This is a genomic window from Asaia platycodi JCM 25414 (assembly GCF_000614545.1).
GTDB lineage: Bacteria > Pseudomonadota > Alphaproteobacteria > Acetobacterales > Acetobacteraceae > Asaia > Asaia platycodi.
Genome location: NZ_BAKW01000023.1, coordinates 15,722 through 33,586 on the forward strand (window position 1 = coordinate 15,722; position 17,865 = coordinate 33,586).

The following is a 17,865-nucleotide window of genomic DNA, read 5'->3' on the forward strand; positions in this document are numbered from 1 at the left end:
GATGAAAAACACCGATGCCATTCTCTCCTTTGTCGATGACCGCGCCCAGAGCCTGATCGCGCTCAGCGATGCTGTCTGGGAAGTGCCTGAGACAAATTTCGAAGAAGTGCGCTCCTGTGCACTTCATACCGAAAAACTGGGTGAAGAAGGCTTTCGCGTTACACGCAATGTCGCCGGCATTCCAACTGCGGTAATGGGCGAAGCCGGAGAGGGCGGACCCGTTATCGCTTTCCTGGGCGAATATGACGCCCTGCCCGACCTGACCAATGCGGCCGGAGTGATGGAACACACACCTCTACCCGGCGACGGCAACGGCCATGCGTGCGGGCATAATCTGCTGGGCTCGGCGGCGCTGCTGGCTGCGACCGCGCTCAAGAACTTCCTTGCAGCGCATGATCTGCCCGGCCGTGTGCGCTATTATGGCTGCCCTGCCGAGGAAGGCGGCGCCGGCAAGGCCTTCATGGTGCGCGAAGGCGTGTTCGACGATGTCGATGCGGCGATTTCCTGGCATCCGCTGTTTTTCACCGGCGTGTTTCCGCCCTCATCGCTCGCCAATATCCGCCTTGACTTCACCTTCACCGGCAAGGCAGCCCATGCAGCAGCGGCGCCTTTTCTCGGTCGTTCGGCGCTCGACGCTGCGGAGCTGATGAATGTCGGCGTGAATTACCTGCGCGAACATATGCTGCCCAGCTCGCGCATTCACTATGCCTATCTCGATGCCGGTGGCACTGCCCCCAATGTCGTGCAGGCCAAGACGACCATACGCTACGTCGTGCGCACGCTCGATCTGGCCGATCTCGTGCCCTTGACCGAACGCGTGCGCAAGATCGCTCAGGCGCCGCGCTGATGACAGAAACACAGGTTCAAGAGCGCGTCATCAGCGCCATGGCCAATATCCTGCCCTGCCCGCCTCTCGAAGCCGCCATGCAGGGCCATATCGAGCATCTCGGCCCGCCCCCCTTCGATGAAGACGACCGCGATTTCGCCCGCAAGATGCAGGCGACTTTCCCGAAAAGCGACATCATAGCCGCCTTCCGACACGCCGGGGTCAAGCCGGATCTCGATCAGCCTTTGGCCAATTTCGTGCTGCCACCAGGCGGAAACCGCTCCTCGCTCGGCTCGACCGATGTGGGCGATGTGAGCTGGACCGTTCCCACCGTACAGGCGCTGGGCGCAACCTGTGCCATCGGCACGCAGCTTCATTCCTGGCAGATGACGGCGCAGGGCCAGTCTTCAGTTGCCCATAAGGGCATGGTGCATGTGGCCAAGATCATGGCCATGACCGGGCTCGATCTCTTCACGAACCCCGACCTGCTCGAAGCGGCGAAAAAGGACCATGCGGAGCGTCTGGCCATTCAGCCTTATGTGACGCTCATTCCGGCGGATGTGGTGCCTTCTGCCGATAACGAGTGAAGTGAGTAGGGAGGTGGGGCTCTGCCCCACACCTGGCCGAAGGACTTGTCCTTTGGCGACCTGTTTTCAGCGCCTTTTCTTCATCAGCGACTGGGCACAGGCGACACCGATCAGGACGAGCCCCCAGATGGCGAGCGTCAGATAGTCGCTGAACCCCAGCAGGTTGAAGCCTGTGGCAATGAGTTGCAGCATGATCATGGCCAGAACCAGCCCAGTCACGCGCCCAAACCCGCCATTCGGGTCCACCCCCCCCAGAACCGCCGCCAGAACCGTCACCAGCAGATAGGATTTGGCATAGGCCGCACTGGCTGAATTATACCGTGCCAGCATCAGACAGGCAGCACAGAAGCAGAGAAAGCCAGAAAGCGCATAAATCCTGATCGTCACCCGATCGACATTGACCGCCGAGTAGCGGGTGGCAAGCGCGTTAGAGCCGATCATGCGGATCGAAATACCAAAAGCCGTATGCTGCAACACGACATGCACAATGGCCGCTATGGCGAGAAAAGCCAGAAAGGCCAGCGGTATCTGTAGCAGCGATGCGTTGCCGATCTGGCCATAGAGCGCGGGCAGACCAGAGACCACCTCACCACGCGTCAGCCAGACGCTCGTGCCCTCGACAATCGACATGACGCCCAGCGTGACAAGGATAGGATGTACTTTCGTACGTACGATCAACCAGCCTGTCAGCCCACCGAGCGCCGTACCGACCACCATACCGGCCATCAGCGCCAGAATGATGCACAAGGCGACATATCCCGTGCCATGTCCTGCCAGAGGCAGATGCGCCAGCACCGTCACCATGGCGAGGCCACAGGCATTGGCTATGGCAATAATGGCAAGGTTCAACCCGCCAGACATCATCGGAATAGCCATGGCCAGCGCCAGCAGACCGAGCTGCGGCAACTGGAACATCATCGACCGCATCGAGCCAAGGCTGAAAAATCCCGGCACGACGAGGCTGAAGCCGACGGCTAATGCGAGAGCCGCCAGAGCCTGGCCCGAGACACGCGCCGGGAGTACCCGCCGCAAAGGCCCCACCAGGTCATTAATGGAGAAGTTCTGTCCCGTCAGATTTTCAGACATTGGAGGCCTCCTCGACAAGACGCGAGCGCGTGCGGCTGCGCACAGAGAGCGCCGTGAGGCTGGTCGAGGCGAGTATGATCGCGCCGGTGATGATCTCGAAACAATAGGGCGAGATATCGAGCAAATTGAGCCCGTTCTGGATGATCGCCAGCATGAGGATGCCCAGCGTAATACCGCCAATCGTACCAACACCGCCTAGGAGCGAGGCACCACCAAGCACAGCAGCCGAAAGCACCGAAAGCTCGGTGCCATAAAGCGCGTTCGGCACGGCCTCACCCACACGATTGGCCTGAACGAGCCCGGCCAATGCGGCCATGAACCCGGCAAAACCATAAGCGAAAAACTGCAACCGGGAGATATTCAGCCCGATACGCCGTGCGGCTTCGGCATTACCGCCCATGGCGTAAAGCTGCCGACCTGTCTTCGTGCGGTTGAGCAGCACCCAGCACAATCCGAGCGAGGCGATCATGACCACGATGGGCAGGGTGATACGCACCAGATCGCCCCCTGCCGTTTCGAACTGCAGAAAGGTGATCCGGTCGCTCCACCATTCGGGCAGATTATAAATCGAATGCCCACCCGTCGCGTACATCAGCAGGGCGAAATACACATTCATGGTGGCAATGGTGATGATGATCGAATTAACCCGCGCATAATGAATCAGCGTCGCATTGATAAAGCCGAGCAGCGTGCCGACGATCAGCCTGCCGGGATGACCAGCATAGGCGACAGTCCGAAACGCGTCGCCAGAAGTGCTGCCACATATTGCGCCACCGACGCCGTCGCCGCGAAGGAGATATCGATTCCGCCTGCGATCAGCACCACGAAAAGCCCGGTCGCCATGATGGCCTGGACCGCATAGCTTTCGGTGAGATCGATGAAATTGGAAATACTGAGAAAACTGGGTGTCGCGAGAGAAAGCGCGAGGACGAAAACCGCGATGACAGCGGCCAGCCAGAATTCCGGCCGGTTTCGCAGGGATGAGAGATCAGGCATAGATCCGCTCCTCCAGAGCCTGTTCGGTAATGAGAGACGGGCTGTATTCGCCAGCGATCCGTCCGTTGCGCATATGCAGGATGCGATCGCAGGTCGCAAAAAGCTCGATCATCTCATCGGAGATCACGAGAATGCCCACGCCCTGATCGCTCAACTCACGTATCAGCGCGTAAATACCTTCCTTGTTCTTGATATCGACACCAACCGTCGGGCTGTCGAGAATCAGGATTTTCGGGTGAGACGCCAGCCAGCGCGCCAGAATGACACGCTGCTGATTGCCGCCCGAAAGCGTATTGATGGCGTCTTCAACCGAGCTGAGCTTGATGTTCAGACGTGCTACCCAGTTTTTAGCGAGCTGCGTGCGTGACTCATCCGAAATCAGCCCAAAACGGTTCGCGAGTCCGGGCAGAACCGCAATATCCAGATTATCGACAATGGATTGCTCGGCATTGATCCCGAGATTCAGTCGATCTTCCGAAACATAGGCTATGCCTGCCGCCAGAGCGTCCTGATTGGTGCGAAAACGCCGCTCCTGCCCATGCACGATGAGCGCACCTGAATCCGGCTTCGTCATGCCGAAAAGCGAAAGGGCCAGTTCGGTGCGGCCTGCACCAAGCAGCCCGGTCAGACCGAGCACCTCGCCTTCATGCAGGGCAAGCGACACGTCATCATATTCGCCACGACGGCTCAGATGACGCGCTTCAAGCACTACATCACGCGGCGCGCAGTCACGCGCGACATGATGGGAGGCGATCTCGATGCCAGTCATGAGATGAATCAATGTCCGCTGGTCGAGCGCAGAAGCCGGATAGGTGCCGACCATACGCCCGTCGCGCATGACCGTAATCCGCTCTGCAATGGCCGAAACCTCATCCAGACGATGCGAGACGAACACCACGGCGATGCCTGCTGCCGAGAGCTTGCGCACCAGATCGAGCAGACGGCGCACTTCTGCGCGTGTCAGTGAGGCTGTAGGCTCATCCATGAAAATGAGACGGGCCGACCCAGCAAGACCGCGAGCGATGGCCACGATCTGGCGTTCGGCGATCGACAATGATTCAACTGGCAGATCGAGCGGCAGATCATGACCGAGCCGGTCGAGGGTCTCGCGCGCCTTGCGCCTTATCGCGGCTTTCGGGCTGAAGCCACGCCCGAGATTGGCGTCGAACGCGATATTTTCGGCAACGCTCAGATTGGGGAAAAGCGCCAGATCCTGAAACACGACCTGAATGCCCAGCGCCCGCGCCCGCATCGGGTCGAATGACAGGATTTCCTGACCCGCAATGCGCATGTCGCCGCCTGCATCGGGCGCATGAACACCGGAAACTGCCTTGATGAGCGTCGACTTGCCGCATCCATTCTCGCCCACCAGGCAATGGATTTCGCCCTCACGCACATCCCAGTCGATGCCACGCAGGGCCTGGAAATTACCAAATGTCTTGAAGACATTCCGTAATTCCAGGAAGACGGGCGCTGTCACAGCCCGAGTGCCACCAGCTCGTCGATGCTCGATTTGTCGATAATCTGCATTTTCGGCGCGAGAATACTGCGCTGTGCCGGATCGACCTGCAACGCGCCGATATCCTTCATATCCATGCCATTGGTGATCGGCTTGTCAATGGCCAGCATGACGCCCAGACGCACGAGTGTCTGACCGGCCAGAAGCGGATTCCAGATATAGCCGCAGCGAATAGCGCCGGAACGAACATATTTCGCCCCCTGTCCCGGCGAAAAAGGCCCTACCACAGAAACGGTTTTGATCTTGCCTCGCGCATCGACGGCGCGCGCAGCGCCAATCGGGCCCTGCGATCCGAAAGCCACCACCCCGGTAAGATCGGGATGAGCGCGCAGTTGATCCATGACGGTGCGATAGCTGTCATCTACGCTTTCACCGCAACCAAAGCGATCGCCGATGAGGTGCATGTCGGGATATTTTGCCTTTTGCAGCGCAATCGCCGCATCGGCGCGCATTTTATGCTGCGGCACAGTCAGCGAGCCGACGATAATGATGTAACCGCCCTTGCCGCCCGTCGCTTTGGCGAGCGCCTCCATATGACGCTCGCCATCCGCAGCGGGGGTGGTGAATTCGAGGTCCCATTCCGCGCCCTGCTGACCGGGGCTTTCATGGCTGATGACATGAATTCCGGCGGCACGGGCACGTTGCAGCACCGGCACCAGCGAGCTGGCATCATTGGGCACCACGCCGATGACATCGACTTTCCGAGCGATCAGATCCTCGATCGCACTGACCTGCTGGGCCGCATCGGCCTGCGTCGGCCCGATCATCCAGGCGGTGCATCCTGCCTCTTTGCCCGCGCTCTGTATTCCGCGCTCCATGGCATTGAACCAGGGAATGCCGCCAATCTTGGCGACGATGGCGATTTTCTTTGGAGCTCCTCGGCAAAAGCCGATGACAGACGAGCAGAAGCGAAGGGCGCGAGGGCTGTAAGGCTGGCAGCGGCGCCAACGAAGCCGCGACGGGATAGGATCATGGTCTCAACCTTTTCGGGTCGTCACGAGGCGCCGCACAGACGCTCTCATGACCAGGGGTGAGGCAGGAGAAAAAGTAAGAAGTCAGCGGTTCTGGCGGCCAAGCGCCTCGCGTGCAGATTTCATCTGCACATCGGTATAGGCCTTGGCATGAGCAGCCAGATCGCGACTGTCTTCCCAAAGATTGCGCCAGATACCCAGAATGCCCTCAAGCGGCTGACCGACCACGGCGGAAGAGAAGGACTCGAACGTGATCGGCCCCTGATAATTGATGCTTTCCAGCGCACGGAAAACGCTCGGGAAATCGACCGAGCCCGAGCCCAGATAGCCACGATGGGAGTCGCCGGTATGGAAATACCCCAGCAGATCGCCCGCCTCGCGAATGGCCTCGGCTGAATCGGCTTCTTCGATATTCATGTGATAGCAATCGAGATGCAGCTTCACATTCGGCATCTCGACTTTTTTCACATAGGCAATCGCCTGACGCGCCGTATTGAGCACGTTGGATTCATAACGATTGACCACTTCCATACCCAGCGTAATGCCACTCGCCTGCGCCTTTTCGGCAACGCGACGCACGACCTCTATGGAGCCGCGGATACCGTCTGCCGTGACCGGCGTCGCGTATTTCTGAAAGGCCGAATAAAGAATACCGCAGACATGGGTAGCGCCCACATCGCGTGCGAGCGAAATAGCATCGAGCAGATGCGCCTCACCGCGCTTTGTGCGCTCGGCATCGCCCGACGAAATATCCATATCCGAGGTCAGGCCGAACGACATGGTAATGCCGAGCTTGTTGCGCTCGAGTTCGCGCAGGGTAGCAGGCACATCGAAAGCCTTGAGGTCCATCGTCGAGGCTTCGATCAGGTCGTAGCCAAGTTCGGCGGTCGAACGTATGGCCATGGCGGCGTCTTCGGGCGTCCAGCCAGCGGTCCAGACGAAAGCATGCAATCCAAGCTTGTTCATGACATTTTTCCTGTTTTGGGAGCGGCGGTCGAACCGCGCACCGCGAGCGTGCAGGGCAATCTGACCTGCATGGGGGCGGTGCTTTCGCCCGCTATGCGATGCATGAGACGCGACCAGGCCTGAGCCCCATTTCCTCCACCGGTTGACGAATGGCCGTGATGGGGGGGTGAGTGGCGCGCATCCACGCATAATCGTCGTATCCGACAAGCGACACGTCGCCGGGTACGGCACATCCGCTCTGGTGCAGGCAACGCAGCGCGCCCAGAGTAATGGAATTGGTAAGAGCAATCACGCAGTCGGGGCCTGATCGCCTTTGAGCACGGCCGTAAGCGCTTCGGGCCCTTCCTCGGCATGATGGCCGACTTCCAGAACCGTGGGAGCGGGCAACCCGGCCTGCGTGCAGAACGCAATGATACCCGCGCAGCGTTCGCGAATATTGGCGAGCGACAGGGTGGTAGCGACGACCAGAATTTTCCTGTGACCCAGGCCCGCGAGATAGGCCGCAGCCTCTGTAGCCGCCTGTTCGTTTTCGACCGCGATAGTATCCGCATTGCAGGAATGCGGTAGCCGGTCGAGCACGACATAGGGCACGCCGGTGGCATCGAGAAACGGCGCATCGGCAAAGAGATCGTCATTGGGTAGAATAATCATGCCCGCAGGACGCCACGACAAAAGCGCCTTGAGCCGCGATGAGGCGAGCTGGGATTCCTCACCGGCGCTGGCTACGATGATGTCGTAACCATCCTTTCGGGCGCAGTCTTCGAGACAGGCGATAATCGCCGTAAAAAACGGATTATCGAGGCTGGGTACCAGCACGCCAATAATACGATTACGCCCCTCGCGCAGCTGCATGGCCGCCCTGTCAGGCAGGTAATTCAACCTGCTGATGGCCTCCTCGACACGCGCACGCACGGCATCCGACACATTTTTTCGGCTGCGCACGACGTTGGAGACGGTTGCCACAGAAACCTGCGCTTCCTCTGCGACATCGCGGATCGATACCTTGGCGGTCTTGCGTGACATGAGACGCCCCTCAATCGGTTAAACGTTTAACCGCGGCGCCAGACGTAAGATGAATCCAACGTGTCAGGGAAATGACGTTTCTGTTATTTTATGTCAGCCTCTCTTTCGACAGCCATCGCGGCACTCTCGTGGCGGCTTTTCCAGCCTGCCAGCGCCGCCCTTTTTCCCGTCAGCGCGACAGTCCTGAACAGGGGCTATCGTCACGACTGCGAACCGCTAAAGCCGCCAGCACCCTCAAGGTCTTACGGCGTGTGGCAGTAGAGACGCACCCAGTCAGGCGGCTCCTGCTCAAGCCGTCCATCGACCGCGATATGCCGCTCCTGTGCCCAGCGATAGCCCCACATGGGACCGAATTTGGTGGCGATTTTGGGCTCCTGCGCGAAAGCGGGGTCCGCTTGCGCCTGCGTCAGCGTGACGAAGCGATAATGCTGCTCTTTAAAGAGGGCGAGGATCTGGGGCAGAACCGCCGCATTCAGACGATTGCTGTGAAAAAGCATGACTGCCGGGATGTCTCGCCCCATGATTTTTTCATCGAGTGCCCGATAATACGGAATCTCGATGCGGGCATAAGCAACATAAGCCTGCCGTATGCGAGCCTCATCATCTGAACGATGCGTGGCATGAGCGCATTCATAAGCATCGTTGAAAAGATAGTCCTCAACGTCGATCGTGGTGGCGGCCTGTCTGTAACCGAGCCGTTTGACGATCTCGGAAAAGGCAATACGTTTCGATTCCGTATCGCCTGCATGATTGAACGGAAAACGGAAGAAGTCGAGATGCCGCCCTGCCCGACGGGCAAGCGGTCCGATGCTCCGCTCGCCTTCCCGTATCTCATTCTCGAATCGGGCCGGGGTAAGCGTGTTGCTGTCAACATGATGCGCTGCATGATTGGCTAATACCAGAGCGCCCTGATTCCATTGAGCAAGTATATCGGTGCCGACCGTGCCCAAGGCCTGTACCTTGTCTTCATTGACGAAAGCCGTCACCGGGATGGCATCGCGGCGCAATATCGCCAGAATTGCCCTGTTGGCCATCAAGGCGTCGGCCTGGCTTTCCTCCTGCGAGGCACCCGCGTGCATGACATAAGGCAAATCATCGAAAGTGATCGCCACCTTATGGGTCGGTTGCGCCGCCGCAAGGCCCTGCGTGCAGGGCAGAACGGTCGAACAGAGCAGCAAAGCCGGAAAAATTCTACGAAAATCGGTCTCTTTTTTCTTCTTCATCATGATGCCTCATGGGCCGGAAACCACGTGTCTTCGTGATTTTTCCGCACTCCGGACTCATTACGAAAACAGAATCAGGCAATGGTGCGGCATGGAGAAGAAAAATACGGTCAGGACCGACATATCATCGAGCGTGAGGCCAGTCCTCACGCCCCTGTGCCGACATGTCAGGTCTGACTGATGCTTGCCGGCAATTCATTGACCGTCACGACCCGCCAGACGCCGTTGATACGCTCCAGAATCGAGAGAGAAAGGTTCTGAATCGAGAAACGCAGGGCAGTATCAGGATGCACATTCAACGCATGCGAGATTGCGGCACGAATAGCGCCCCCATGGCTCACCACCACAGTGTCCTGCCCTTCGCTGCGATCGGCCAGTTCATCGAGTGCATGGCCGACACGGGCACAGACATCGAGCATGCTTTCACCGCCCGGCGGCTGCTCGGAAGCCGAAAGCGACCAGAAATTATGCGCCGTCTGACGCAGCTTCAACGGTAGTTCTTCATGCGGCAGATTATGCCACTCGCCCATGGATTGTTCGGTAAAGCGAGGCTCGATCGTCAGATTGCGGGCGCCATAACCCGCAGAAAAAATAGCGCGAGCCGTATCCTGAGCACGCTTGAGCGGCGAGACCACCCACTGCGCGTCATCCGGCAATCTGTAGCCCAGCGCGGTGTAATAAGGCACCTGCAAAGCCAGATGCTCGGAGCAAAGATCGACATCGAGCGCACCATAAACGCGCAGGCGCGCCGTTGCCTCGACAATGGCGTGACGGATCAGCCAGATGCGCGTCACACCTGACGGCAACTGCATGGAATCCAGAAAATGGCCATGCGCCTTCGGCTCGGTCGAAGAGGGCGTGTGTGACTGGGTCATGATACCAGAGACTTTCGCGAAGAATGGGAATGAGGCGCATAGCGCGGCACCGGATCGGCAGCTTCGAGCCGGTCCCAATTTGCAAGAATGAGAGAGATCTTGGCAAAGGCGCGACGTATATCGGCAAATTCGCGCGCAAGACGCGACTGATCTGTCAAACCTGCATGAGACGGCTCACCGGAAACCAGACGCGCCCCGGCACAGAGACGCAAAGCCCCGGCATTCTCGCCCCCCAATGCCGGATGCGGCACGGGCACCGGCTGCCCCAGATGACAGAGCAACTCCGCCAGCGGCTCGCCCGCAATCCAGGGCGAGAGATCGGCATTGAGCCAGCGATGCAGGGCGCGGGCGCGCTCTAGCGCCAGGGGCTTTTCAGAGGTTTGCGGATCATCGACGAGAAAGGAGAAGACGGTCGGCACGACATCCCAGATTTCCTGGCCATCGATACGGGCACGGTCCAGAGACGGCACAGGCAGAAGGGTCAGAGCGGGATGAAGGGCAATCACATCGCGCGCTGTAAACTCGAAGCGCCTCAGCGTCTCGACGATGCGCACCCGCGGCACTGCGGCAAAAGCCTCGCTTTCGGCGAGAGCTGCCTGCCAGCGCAGGGCCAGACCGAGATTGCCGTCGCGGGTCAGAGGCTCGGGCGCCCGCGTTGCCGGCCAGTCACACCGATTGAAATAGGCTGAAAGCCCTTCCGGCAGGGAAAATGCGGTCAGCGCCTCGACCTGGCTCTGCGGCAGCAGCACTGCGCCACAGAAAGGCGGCCCGGTCAGGAATTTGGACCCGGTCGTCATGACCATCATGCCGCTCCGCACCATCAGGCCTACACGCTCGGGCGCTAGACGCGCCTGACAGGCATCGACGACGAAGGTGAGCTGCTCGGGATAGAGACCTGCCAGTTCCTCCAGCAGAGCATGACATGGCCCTATCAGCGGTCTTGGACATGTCGAGCTGGTGCAAGATCACATGGCGGCCCTCGGCCACCTCGCGCATGACGCAACAGCGCACCTCGTCATCGAGCGCCGTTGCGTCTCTCGGCGATCCGTCCGGGTTGCGTATGGCGATACCGAGCAGGCGTGTCTGCTCCGGGAAGCCAGCGAGGTGGCGCGCCTTGTAGGCCGTGTTGCCGAGTGCCGTTTCAGCGGCGAAATGCCGCCCCTGCGCCGCAAGCGGCACGCCACTGCCGGTTTCATCCGGCGCGATCAGCACGTTGGTGATGGCTGCGCCCTTTGCCCGCATCAGACCCACAGCCAGAACTGCCAGCTCGCAATCGGTGCCGGAGGCAGCCAGAACGACATTATCCCGCGAGTCGAGACCGTAAAGCGCCGCCAGACCGTCTCTCACGGCAAGACAGGCAGCCTCGCGCGCGCGCGATGGCTGAGTGCCGTGCAGGGCATCCAGCAAACAGGCCCGTCGGGCACGCTCTGCCCCCAGATAGCCACGCTCGGAGAGGGATGACGCTGTGGAAGACGAAAACGTGACGGCCCAGGGGCGCGGGCGATGCGAGCAGCCATAACGGTTCAGGCCGGTCTCGGGATCGATGCGCAGCCGCTCGTCGCCGCCATCGGCCATCAGATATTCCGCCGGTGCCAGACAGGGCCAGAGCGGCTTGAGCCGCGCCAGAAGCATGGCGGGCTCGACCACCGACACACAAGCCTCAGGACAGAACTGCGTCAGTTTGGGCCAGAGCGCTGTCACACGCGATGCCGAAGGCGGCTGATCACCCGCGAAATCATGCAACCACTCCAGCCCGGCGGGCAATGCTGGTGTGTCGCAATCAAGCTGATGGAAAAGGGCCGCCACGCGTGCCGCCACGATGGCCGCCAGCGGGCGGTCATGCATGGGCAGACCCTGAAGCAGGAACCCCCATTCGAGCGCATAGCGCAGCAAGGTTGGCGCCATGTCCGGCCGCTCGAAGGCGATGGCGCCGAGAACGATGGCGTCGGCAGAGACTGTAAAGGGCAGATGAAGACGCGGCGAAAGATCGAAAACGATCCGATCCGACAGGCTCTGCAGGTCCGGTCGGTCGAGCGCAGCCAACAAACTATCCGTCACTTTTTCTGCAAGCACGCGGCGCCATCCTGTCATGAAGAGGCGGCTTTATAGCCCAGACTGCGTTGATCCCCAAATGAGGGCAGCCCATGAACAAGGCTGGGCCACCGGCCGTTCATCGACGAATTTCAGCTGTTCCGAGCCCTAAAACGCCCTTCACGTCACAATTATTAACGTAATTTATGGCGAGTGCGGTTCTGCCTCTGTACGCGCCGAAGCGAAGAAATCCGCCCCAGTCGATCAGGCATCATCCCCCAGCCTGTCGCGACACAACCCGATGATCCGGTCGCGAATCCAGCGATGGGCGGGGTCTGCCGAAAAGCGCGGGTGCCATAACGCGCTGACCGCAATTTCAGGCGTATCAACCGGCAGCGCAAAACCACGCAGGAGCGGCTCTGCGGAGGCTCGGAAAAATGATCGTGGCACCAGAGCGACAAGATCGGCCTCTCTCGCCAGACGAAGCGCATCGTCGAAGCCGGGCACGACGGCAACGATCCTTCGACGCAAGCCGAGACTGGCCAGTGCCTGGTCCACAATGCCATGTCTGTGCCCCTTTCTGGAGGCGACGACATGGCGAAAAGCGGCGTAATGTGCGGGCGTGATGGCACCGTGACTGAAGATTGGGTGGTCTCTTCTCGCCACAGCCTGAAAACCATCACGGAACAAGAGGCAAGACCGCATTTCAGGCCCGTAATCGCCCAGCCCCACAACGCCGATATCGAGATCGACACGCCCGTCGCGCAGCAACCCGGCCGCCTTGTCGTGCTTTGGTGCGAATATCAGCGTCAGATCCGGGGCTTCCTGTGCCAGAGCACGGATGATGCGAGGAGAAAACACCTCAAGAAACCCCTCATTCGTACGCAAAACGAAAATACGATCGAGACTCTTCGGGTCGACACCACGCTGAACCGGCGAAAGAACTTCCCGCGACTGCCGGGCGAGAGCACCCACACGGTCTTTCAACACCTGTGCATGAGGCGTCGGAACGAGCCCGCCCCCTGCCCGCACCAGAAGCGGGTCACCTGTCGTCTCACGCAATCGTGCCAGCGTGCGACTCATGGCAGATGCGCTGAGACGCAGCCGCGCTGCGGCTTTCTTGACGCTCCCCTCTTCGAGCAGGACATCGAGCGCATTCAGCAGATTAAGATCGGGCGGTATTCCAGAAAACGTCACGGCTCTCTCCACTCACCGCGCCCGACATGGCGCCTGATGCATTTCCATACTGCACAAGCTGCGTCTGGCGCCTTTTCTCTGTGAACCCCATCGTCTGAGAGTACAGGACGTTCCCTTCCGGGCGTCGCCACCAGCGTAAGGTCTACCCCCATGATGTCTGTTTCTAGCCTGCAGCCCGCCGGGCGGCTGCTTCTGGTCGGCGCGTCGCGCGGTCTCGGCCTCGCCCTTGCGTCCGAATTCGTTTCTCTGGGCTGGCATGTCACTGGCACGGTGCGGGGCAACCAGCACACCGGGTTGCACGATCTGGCCGTGACTCATGCGGGACAGATCGCCATTGAAACATTGGACATCGACCAACCTGACCAGATCGACAGTCTTGCCACGCGTCTCGCCGAACGCCTTTCAGGACAGCCTTTCGACATGCTGTTCGTCAATGCGGGCACGACGAACACCACGCCCAACCAGCCTGTCGGGCAGGTCAGCACTCAGGATTTTATAGCCATCATGACCACCAACGCGCTCTCACCGATGCGGGTGGTTGACGCATTCGAGACCTTGGTGGCGCCTGAGGGACTGATCGGAATCATGTCATCCGGCCAGGGGAGCATCGCCAATAATGAAACCGGGTTGCGCGAACTCTATCGCGGCAGCAAGGCTGCGCTCAACCAGTTCATGCGTTGTTACGACGCACGACAGAAGCATCAAAGACCTCTCGCCCTGATCGCCCCCGGCTGGGTACGCACCACTCTTGGTGGTCCTGATGCGCGGCTGAGCATAGAAGAGAGTATCCCCGGTGTGACAAGATGCTTGATGGACCACCGGAGCAAAAAAGGACTCATCTACCGCGACTATGCTGGGCGCGACGTCCCTTGGTGAAAGGCAGGCACTGTTCTGCGCTCGTCGGGAAGCGCACGCATCTTCAAAATACGGTTCATCACCTCGCGATCAGAAGGCAGATTCCGTCGTGATAGCGCCGTTTGAAACTGGTTCAGGTGCCTTTCATAGCGTCGCTCTTCGCCCAACAAAAACCGACTATTCGACCATCCACGTGGATTTTGTCATGCGTTTGCGAAAAATCGCGCCATCACGCTAAACGCTGCATTTCGGGCCTTCGATGCCCTGTCCAACCCGATGGTCCGGTAAAATCGAGTGGCTGCCATACAAAAAAAGGGGGGCTGAGCCCCCTTTCCGTTTCTAACCTTAGGTCTGAACAAAAATCAGTTCTTGGCCTTGTCTACCAGCTTGCCTTTGGCAATCCAGGGCATCATGCCGCGCAGCTTTTCGCCGGTCTTTTCGATCTGGTGCACGTCATTGCGGGCGCGGATGGCCTTGAAGCCGACGCCGCCCGCCTGGTTTTCCAGAATGAAATTACGCACGAAGGTGCCGTCCTGGATGTCGGTCAGAACGCGCTTCATCTCGGCCTTGGTTTCTGCCGTCACGATGCGCGGGCCGGTAACATATTCACCGTACTCGGCCGTGTTCGAGATCGAGTAGTTCATGTTCGCAATGCCGCCTTCGTAGATCAGATCCACGATCAGCTTCATTTCATGCAGGCACTCGAAATAAGCCATTTCGGGAGCGTAGCCGCCCTCGACCAGCGTCTCGAAACCAGCGCGGATCAGCTCGACCAGACCGCCACAAAGCACGGCCTGCTCGCCGAACAGATCGGTTTCGACCTCTTCCTTGAAGCTGGTCTCGATGATGCCGGCGCGGCCGCCACCATTGGCCGAAGCATAGGACAGGGCGATTTCGAGCGCCTGACCCGTTGCGTTCTGGGCAACAGCCACGAGCGACGGCACACCGCCACCCTTCTGATATTCGGAGCGCACGGTGTGGCCAGGGCCCTTCGGCGCAACAAGGAACACGTCCAGATCAGGACGGGCTTCGATGATGCGGAAATGGATCGACAGACCATGGGCGAAAACGAGCGCCGCACCCTGCTTCAGGTTCTTTTCGAGCGAGTCCTTGTAGAGCGCGCCCTGGCCTTCATCAGGCGTCAGAACCATCACGACATCGGCCCAGGCGGCTGCGTCGGCGGGGTTCATGACCTTGAAGCCAGCGCCTTCTGCCTTGGCAACAGCCGACGACTCAGGACGCAGACCGATGACCATATCGGTCACGCCGCTGTCCTTCAGGTTGTTGGCATGGGCATGGCCCTGGCTGCCATAACCGATAATGGCAACTTTCTTGCCCTTGATCAGGCCCAGATCACAGTCACGATCGTAATAGACGCGCATCAGAAAGACTCCTCGATGGATTGAAAGACTTCGGTACCACGGCCTATAGCGGCGATTCCGGTCCGGGACACTTCCGCAAGACCAAGCGGTTGCATCAATTCGACGAAAGCATCGATTTTCTCGGCGCTTCCCGTCAGTTCAAAAACGAAAGACCCTGCCGTCGTATCAACAGCATGGGCGCGAAACGCCTGGGCGATACGCATGCCTTCGGTACGCATTTCGCCCTTGCTGACCACCTTGATCAGCGCGAGTTCGCGCGCCACATGCGGACCGCAAGCGGTCAGATCACGCACACCGTGCACCGGAATCAGACGCGCAAGCTGCGCCTTGATCTGGGTGATCACCATTTCCGTGCCAGACGTCACGATGGTGATGCGCGACAGGTTGCGTGTCGCATCGATGGCGGAGACGGTCAGGCTTTCGATATTATAGCCACGCCCTGAAAACAGACCGACGACGCGGGCCAGGGCTCCGCTCTCGTTTTCGATCAGAACCGCAATGACGGCTCTCTGGATATCCTGTGCCATCAGACCAGCATCATGCCTTCTTGTGTGATCTTGGCTGCATTGGCCTCCTGATCGGGGCCGAGCAGCATCTCGTTATGCGGGGCGCCCGACGGGATCATCGGGAAGCAGTTTTCATCCTGCGCCACGCAGATATCGGCTACCACCGGGCCGTCATGGCGCAGCATTTCGTCAATCACGCCGTCAAGCTCACCCACACAGGTGGCGCGCAACCCCTTGCCATGGAATGCCTCAGCCAGACGGATGAAATCGGGGAGCGCCTCGCTATAGGATTGTGAATAGCGCGAGCCATGCAGCAACTCCTGCCACTGACGCACCATGCCCATGTAGCGGTTGTTCAGGATGAACAGCTTCACCGGCAGGCGATATTGCGCCATGGTGCCCAGCTCCTGAATATTCATGAGCGTCGAGGCCTCACCGGCAATATCGATCACCAACGCATCGGGGTGTGCCACCTGCGCGCCGACCGCCGCCGGCAGACCATAGCCCATCGTGCCGAGACCACCCGATGTCAGCCAGCGATTGGGCTTGTCGAACTGGAAATGCTGCGCCGCCCACATCTGGTGCTGGCCCACTTCCGTGCTGACAAATGTATCGCGCCCCAGAGCCTGTGTCGCTTCATACAGACGACGAACAGCGTATTGCGGGCGAATAATGGCGCTCGGTGTCTGATCCTGCACGAAGCCAAAGGAGTCCAGAGCGCGCCAACCTTCGATCTGTGCCCACCAGCCGCTCAGATCCTGCCCCTCGCCGTCCCAGGCGGCCAGAAGCGCGTCGATTGTACGACCGACGTCACCAATCAGCGGCACATCGATACGGATGATCTTGTTGATCTGCGACGGGTCGATATCTGCATGGATCTTGAAGGAGTTCGGCGAGAACGCATCGACGCGGCCCGTCACGCGGTCATCGAAGCGCGAACCAAGCGCGATCAGCAGATCGCAGCCATGGGTCGCCAGATTGGCTTCGTAGCTGCCATGCATGCCCAGCATGCCAAGAAACTGACGATCCGTGGTCGGGAAAGCGCCCAGCCCCATCAGCGTGGAGGTCACGGGAAAATTGGTGCGTCGTGCCAGCTCGCGCAGCCCTTCGGCTGCCTTCGGTCCGGCGTTGATTACACCGCCACCCGTATAGAAGAGTGGGCGCCTGGCGCGCTTCATGGCGGCGATGGTCTGACGAATGCCTTCGGCATCGGCATCCAGAGTCGGTCGATAGGGGCGATGCAGACGTCCCTCGCCCGGCGCGGGCAGAGGCGCATTGCCGACCGATATGTCCTTGGGCAGGTCGATCAGCACCGGACCGGGGCGACCGCCTGCAGCCACCTCAAACGCCTCACGCACGATCGGCGCCAGATCCTGACCGCGACGGACAAGATAGTTATGCTTGGTTGCCGGACGCGTGATGCCGGTCGTATCGGCCTCCTGAAACGCGTCATTGCCGATCAGCGCCGTGGGCACCTGACCGCACAGGCAGATGAGCGGGATTGAATCCATCAGCGCATCGACCAGACCGGTCACAGCATTGGTAGCGCCGGGGCCGCTGGTAACCAGAACCACGCCCACCTTGCCGGTCGAGCGGGCATAGGCTTCTGCCGCATGAACCGCAGCCTGCTCATGGCGCACCAGAACGTGACGGATATGGTTCTGCTTGAACAGCGCATCATAGATGGGCAGCACCGCGCCGCCGGGATAGCCGAAAATCACCTCGACGCCCTGCTCCACAAGCACGCGCAGGAGTACCTCGGCACCGTTGAGCGGCGCTGTCGAAGTTTTTCCGGTCTGCTGTGTTGACGCGTCCATGTGAG

17 protein-coding genes and 1 pseudogene are annotated in these 17,865 nt (G+C 59.8%); 2 read left to right on the forward strand and 16 right to left on the reverse strand.

Translation table 11 applies throughout. From position 1 onward, the window contains the following. Position 1: 1 nt before the first annotated feature. Positions 2–1,413, forward strand: a pseudogene (locus JCM25414_RS20770) (amidohydrolase). A 66-nt stretch (positions 1,414–1,479) separates the two neighbouring features. On the opposite strand, the gene JCM25414_RS14340 reads toward JCM25414_RS20770, so the two are convergent. The 13 genes from JCM25414_RS14340 to JCM25414_RS14385 form a co-directional block, all read right to left on the reverse strand. After that, on the reverse strand, positions 1,480–2,499 hold the full coding sequence (locus JCM25414_RS14340; protein ID WP_081775957.1) for an ABC transporter permease: 1,020 nt from the start codon (positions 2,497–2,499) through the stop codon (positions 1,480–1,482). Then, positions 2,492–3,265 carry an ABC transporter permease gene (locus JCM25414_RS20775; protein ID WP_369346097.1) on the reverse strand — a complete coding sequence of 258 codons (774 nt, stop codon included), beginning with the start codon at positions 3,263–3,265 and terminating at the stop codon, positions 2,492–2,494. The genes JCM25414_RS14340 and JCM25414_RS20775 overlap by 8 nt, the downstream gene beginning before the upstream one ends. Beyond that, a complete protein-coding gene (locus JCM25414_RS25470; RefSeq protein ID WP_242403618.1) occupies positions 3,199–3,495 on the reverse strand; it encodes a hypothetical protein in 297 nt (98 codons plus the stop codon). Before JCM25414_RS25470 ends, JCM25414_RS20775 begins: the two co-directional genes overlap by 67 nt. Beyond that, positions 3,488–4,975, reverse strand: coding sequence for a sugar ABC transporter ATP-binding protein (locus tag JCM25414_RS14350; RefSeq protein WP_025842083.1), 1,488 nt, complete (start codon positions 4,973–4,975; stop codon positions 3,488–3,490). Before JCM25414_RS14350 ends, JCM25414_RS25470 begins: the two co-directional genes overlap by 8 nt. Next, positions 4,972–5,979, reverse strand: a complete 1,008-nt coding sequence (locus tag JCM25414_RS14355; RefSeq protein WP_081775958.1) for a substrate-binding domain-containing protein — start codon at positions 5,977–5,979, stop codon at positions 4,972–4,974. Before JCM25414_RS14355 ends, JCM25414_RS14350 begins: the two co-directional genes overlap by 4 nt. Before the next feature lie 90 nt (positions 5,980–6,069). After that, positions 6,070–6,951, reverse strand: coding sequence for a sugar phosphate isomerase/epimerase family protein (locus JCM25414_RS14360; protein WP_025842085.1), 882 nt, complete (start codon positions 6,949–6,951; stop codon positions 6,070–6,072). Between the two features lie 91 nt (positions 6,952–7,042). Continuing rightward, positions 7,043–7,354 (reverse strand): substrate-binding domain-containing protein, encoded by a 312-nt coding sequence (locus JCM25414_RS27055; RefSeq protein ID WP_148301117.1) that lies wholly within the window; start codon positions 7,352–7,354, stop codon positions 7,043–7,045. Beyond that, positions 7,240–7,974 (reverse strand): LacI family DNA-binding transcriptional regulator, encoded by a 735-nt coding sequence (locus JCM25414_RS14365; protein ID WP_025842086.1) that lies wholly within the window; start codon positions 7,972–7,974, stop codon positions 7,240–7,242. Before JCM25414_RS14365 ends, JCM25414_RS27055 begins: the two co-directional genes overlap by 115 nt. A 242-nt stretch (positions 7,975–8,216) precedes the next feature. Beyond that, entirely contained in the window at positions 8,217–9,197 is a 981-nt protein-coding gene (locus JCM25414_RS14370; protein ID WP_159101785.1) for a polysaccharide deacetylase family protein, read from the reverse strand. A gap of 167 nt (positions 9,198–9,364) precedes the next feature. Next, entirely contained in the window at positions 9,365–10,072 is a 708-nt protein-coding gene (locus tag JCM25414_RS14375) for a histidine phosphatase family protein (RefSeq protein ID WP_025842088.1), read from the reverse strand. Further along, entirely contained in the window at positions 10,069–10,821 is a 753-nt protein-coding gene (locus tag JCM25414_RS25475) for a hypothetical protein (RefSeq protein WP_242403619.1), read from the reverse strand. The genes JCM25414_RS14375 and JCM25414_RS25475 overlap by 4 nt, the downstream gene beginning before the upstream one ends. After that, on the reverse strand, positions 10,739–12,163 hold the full coding sequence (locus tag JCM25414_RS25480; RefSeq protein ID WP_242403620.1) for a hypothetical protein: 1,425 nt from the start codon (positions 12,161–12,163) through the stop codon (positions 10,739–10,741). The genes JCM25414_RS25475 and JCM25414_RS25480 overlap by 83 nt, the downstream gene beginning before the upstream one ends. 204 nt (positions 12,164–12,367) lie before the next feature. Further along, positions 12,368–13,300, reverse strand: a complete 933-nt coding sequence (locus JCM25414_RS14385) for a LysR family transcriptional regulator (RefSeq protein WP_242403621.1) — start codon at positions 13,298–13,300, stop codon at positions 12,368–12,370. A 150-nt stretch (positions 13,301–13,450) separates the two neighbouring features. On the opposite strand from JCM25414_RS14385, the gene JCM25414_RS14390 reads away from it, so the two are divergent. Beyond that, positions 13,451–14,176, forward strand: coding sequence for an SDR family NAD(P)-dependent oxidoreductase (locus JCM25414_RS14390; RefSeq protein WP_025842090.1), 726 nt, complete (start codon positions 13,451–13,453; stop codon positions 14,174–14,176). A 341-nt stretch (positions 14,177–14,517) separates the two neighbouring features. On the opposite strand, the gene ilvC is transcribed toward JCM25414_RS14390, so the two are convergent. From ilvC to ilvB, 3 genes are read right to left on the reverse strand one after another with little or no spacing between them, the layout of a single operon-like run. Continuing rightward, positions 14,518–15,537, reverse strand: a complete 1,020-nt coding sequence (gene ilvC / locus JCM25414_RS14400) for a ketol-acid reductoisomerase (RefSeq protein ID WP_025842092.1) — start codon at positions 15,535–15,537, stop codon at positions 14,518–14,520. Beyond that, the gene (gene ilvN, locus JCM25414_RS14405; protein WP_025842093.1) at positions 15,537–16,064 is read right to left on the reverse strand and encodes an acetolactate synthase small subunit; all 528 of its coding nucleotides are present in this window, start codon (positions 16,062–16,064) and stop codon (positions 15,537–15,539) included. The genes ilvC and ilvN overlap by 1 nt, the downstream gene beginning before the upstream one ends. Beyond that, positions 16,064–17,860 carry a biosynthetic-type acetolactate synthase large subunit gene (ilvB, locus tag JCM25414_RS14410; protein WP_025842094.1) on the reverse strand — a complete coding sequence of 599 codons (1,797 nt, stop codon included), beginning with the start codon at positions 17,858–17,860 and terminating at the stop codon, positions 16,064–16,066. The genes ilvN and ilvB overlap by 1 nt, the downstream gene beginning before the upstream one ends. Between the last annotated feature and the right edge of the window lie 5 nt (positions 17,861–17,865).

Bases quoted from the DNA above. Each gene is read 5' to 3' on its own strand.
- JCM25414_RS14340 (WP_081775957.1), bottom strand. From the start codon at position 2,499: ATGTCTGAAAATCTGACGGGACAGAACTTCTCCATTAATGACCTGGTG.
- JCM25414_RS25470 (WP_242403618.1), bottom strand. From the start codon at position 3,495: ATGCCTGATCTCTCATCCCTGCGAAACCGGCCGGAATTCTGGCTGGCC.
- JCM25414_RS14360 (WP_025842085.1), bottom strand. From the start codon at position 6,951: ATGAACAAGCTTGGATTGCATGCTTTCGTCTGGACCGCTGGCTGGACG.
- JCM25414_RS14365 (WP_025842086.1), bottom strand. From the start codon at position 7,974: ATGTCACGCAAGACCGCCAAGGTATCGATCCGCGATGTCGCAGAGGAA.
- JCM25414_RS14370 (WP_159101785.1), bottom strand. From the start codon at position 9,197: ATGAAGAAGAAAAAAGAGACCGATTTTCGTAGAATTTTTCCGGCTTTG.
- JCM25414_RS14375 (WP_025842088.1), bottom strand. From the start codon at position 10,072: ATGACCCAGTCACACACGCCCTCTTCGACCGAGCCGAAGGCGCATGGC.
- JCM25414_RS25480 (WP_242403620.1), bottom strand. From the start codon at position 12,163: ATGACAGGATGGCGCCGCGTGCTTGCAGAAAAAGTGACGGATAGTTTG.
- JCM25414_RS14390 (WP_025842090.1), top strand. From the start codon at position 13,451: ATGATGTCTGTTTCTAGCCTGCAGCCCGCCGGGCGGCTGCTTCTGGTC.
- ilvC (WP_025842092.1), bottom strand. From the start codon at position 15,537: ATGCGCGTCTATTACGATCGTGACTGTGATCTGGGCCTGATCAAGGGC.
- ilvN (WP_025842093.1), bottom strand. From the start codon at position 16,064: ATGGCACAGGATATCCAGAGAGCCGTCATTGCGGTTCTGATCGAAAAC.
- ilvB (WP_025842094.1), bottom strand. From the start codon at position 17,860: ATGGACGCGTCAACACAGCAGACCGGAAAAACTTCGACAGCGCCGCTC.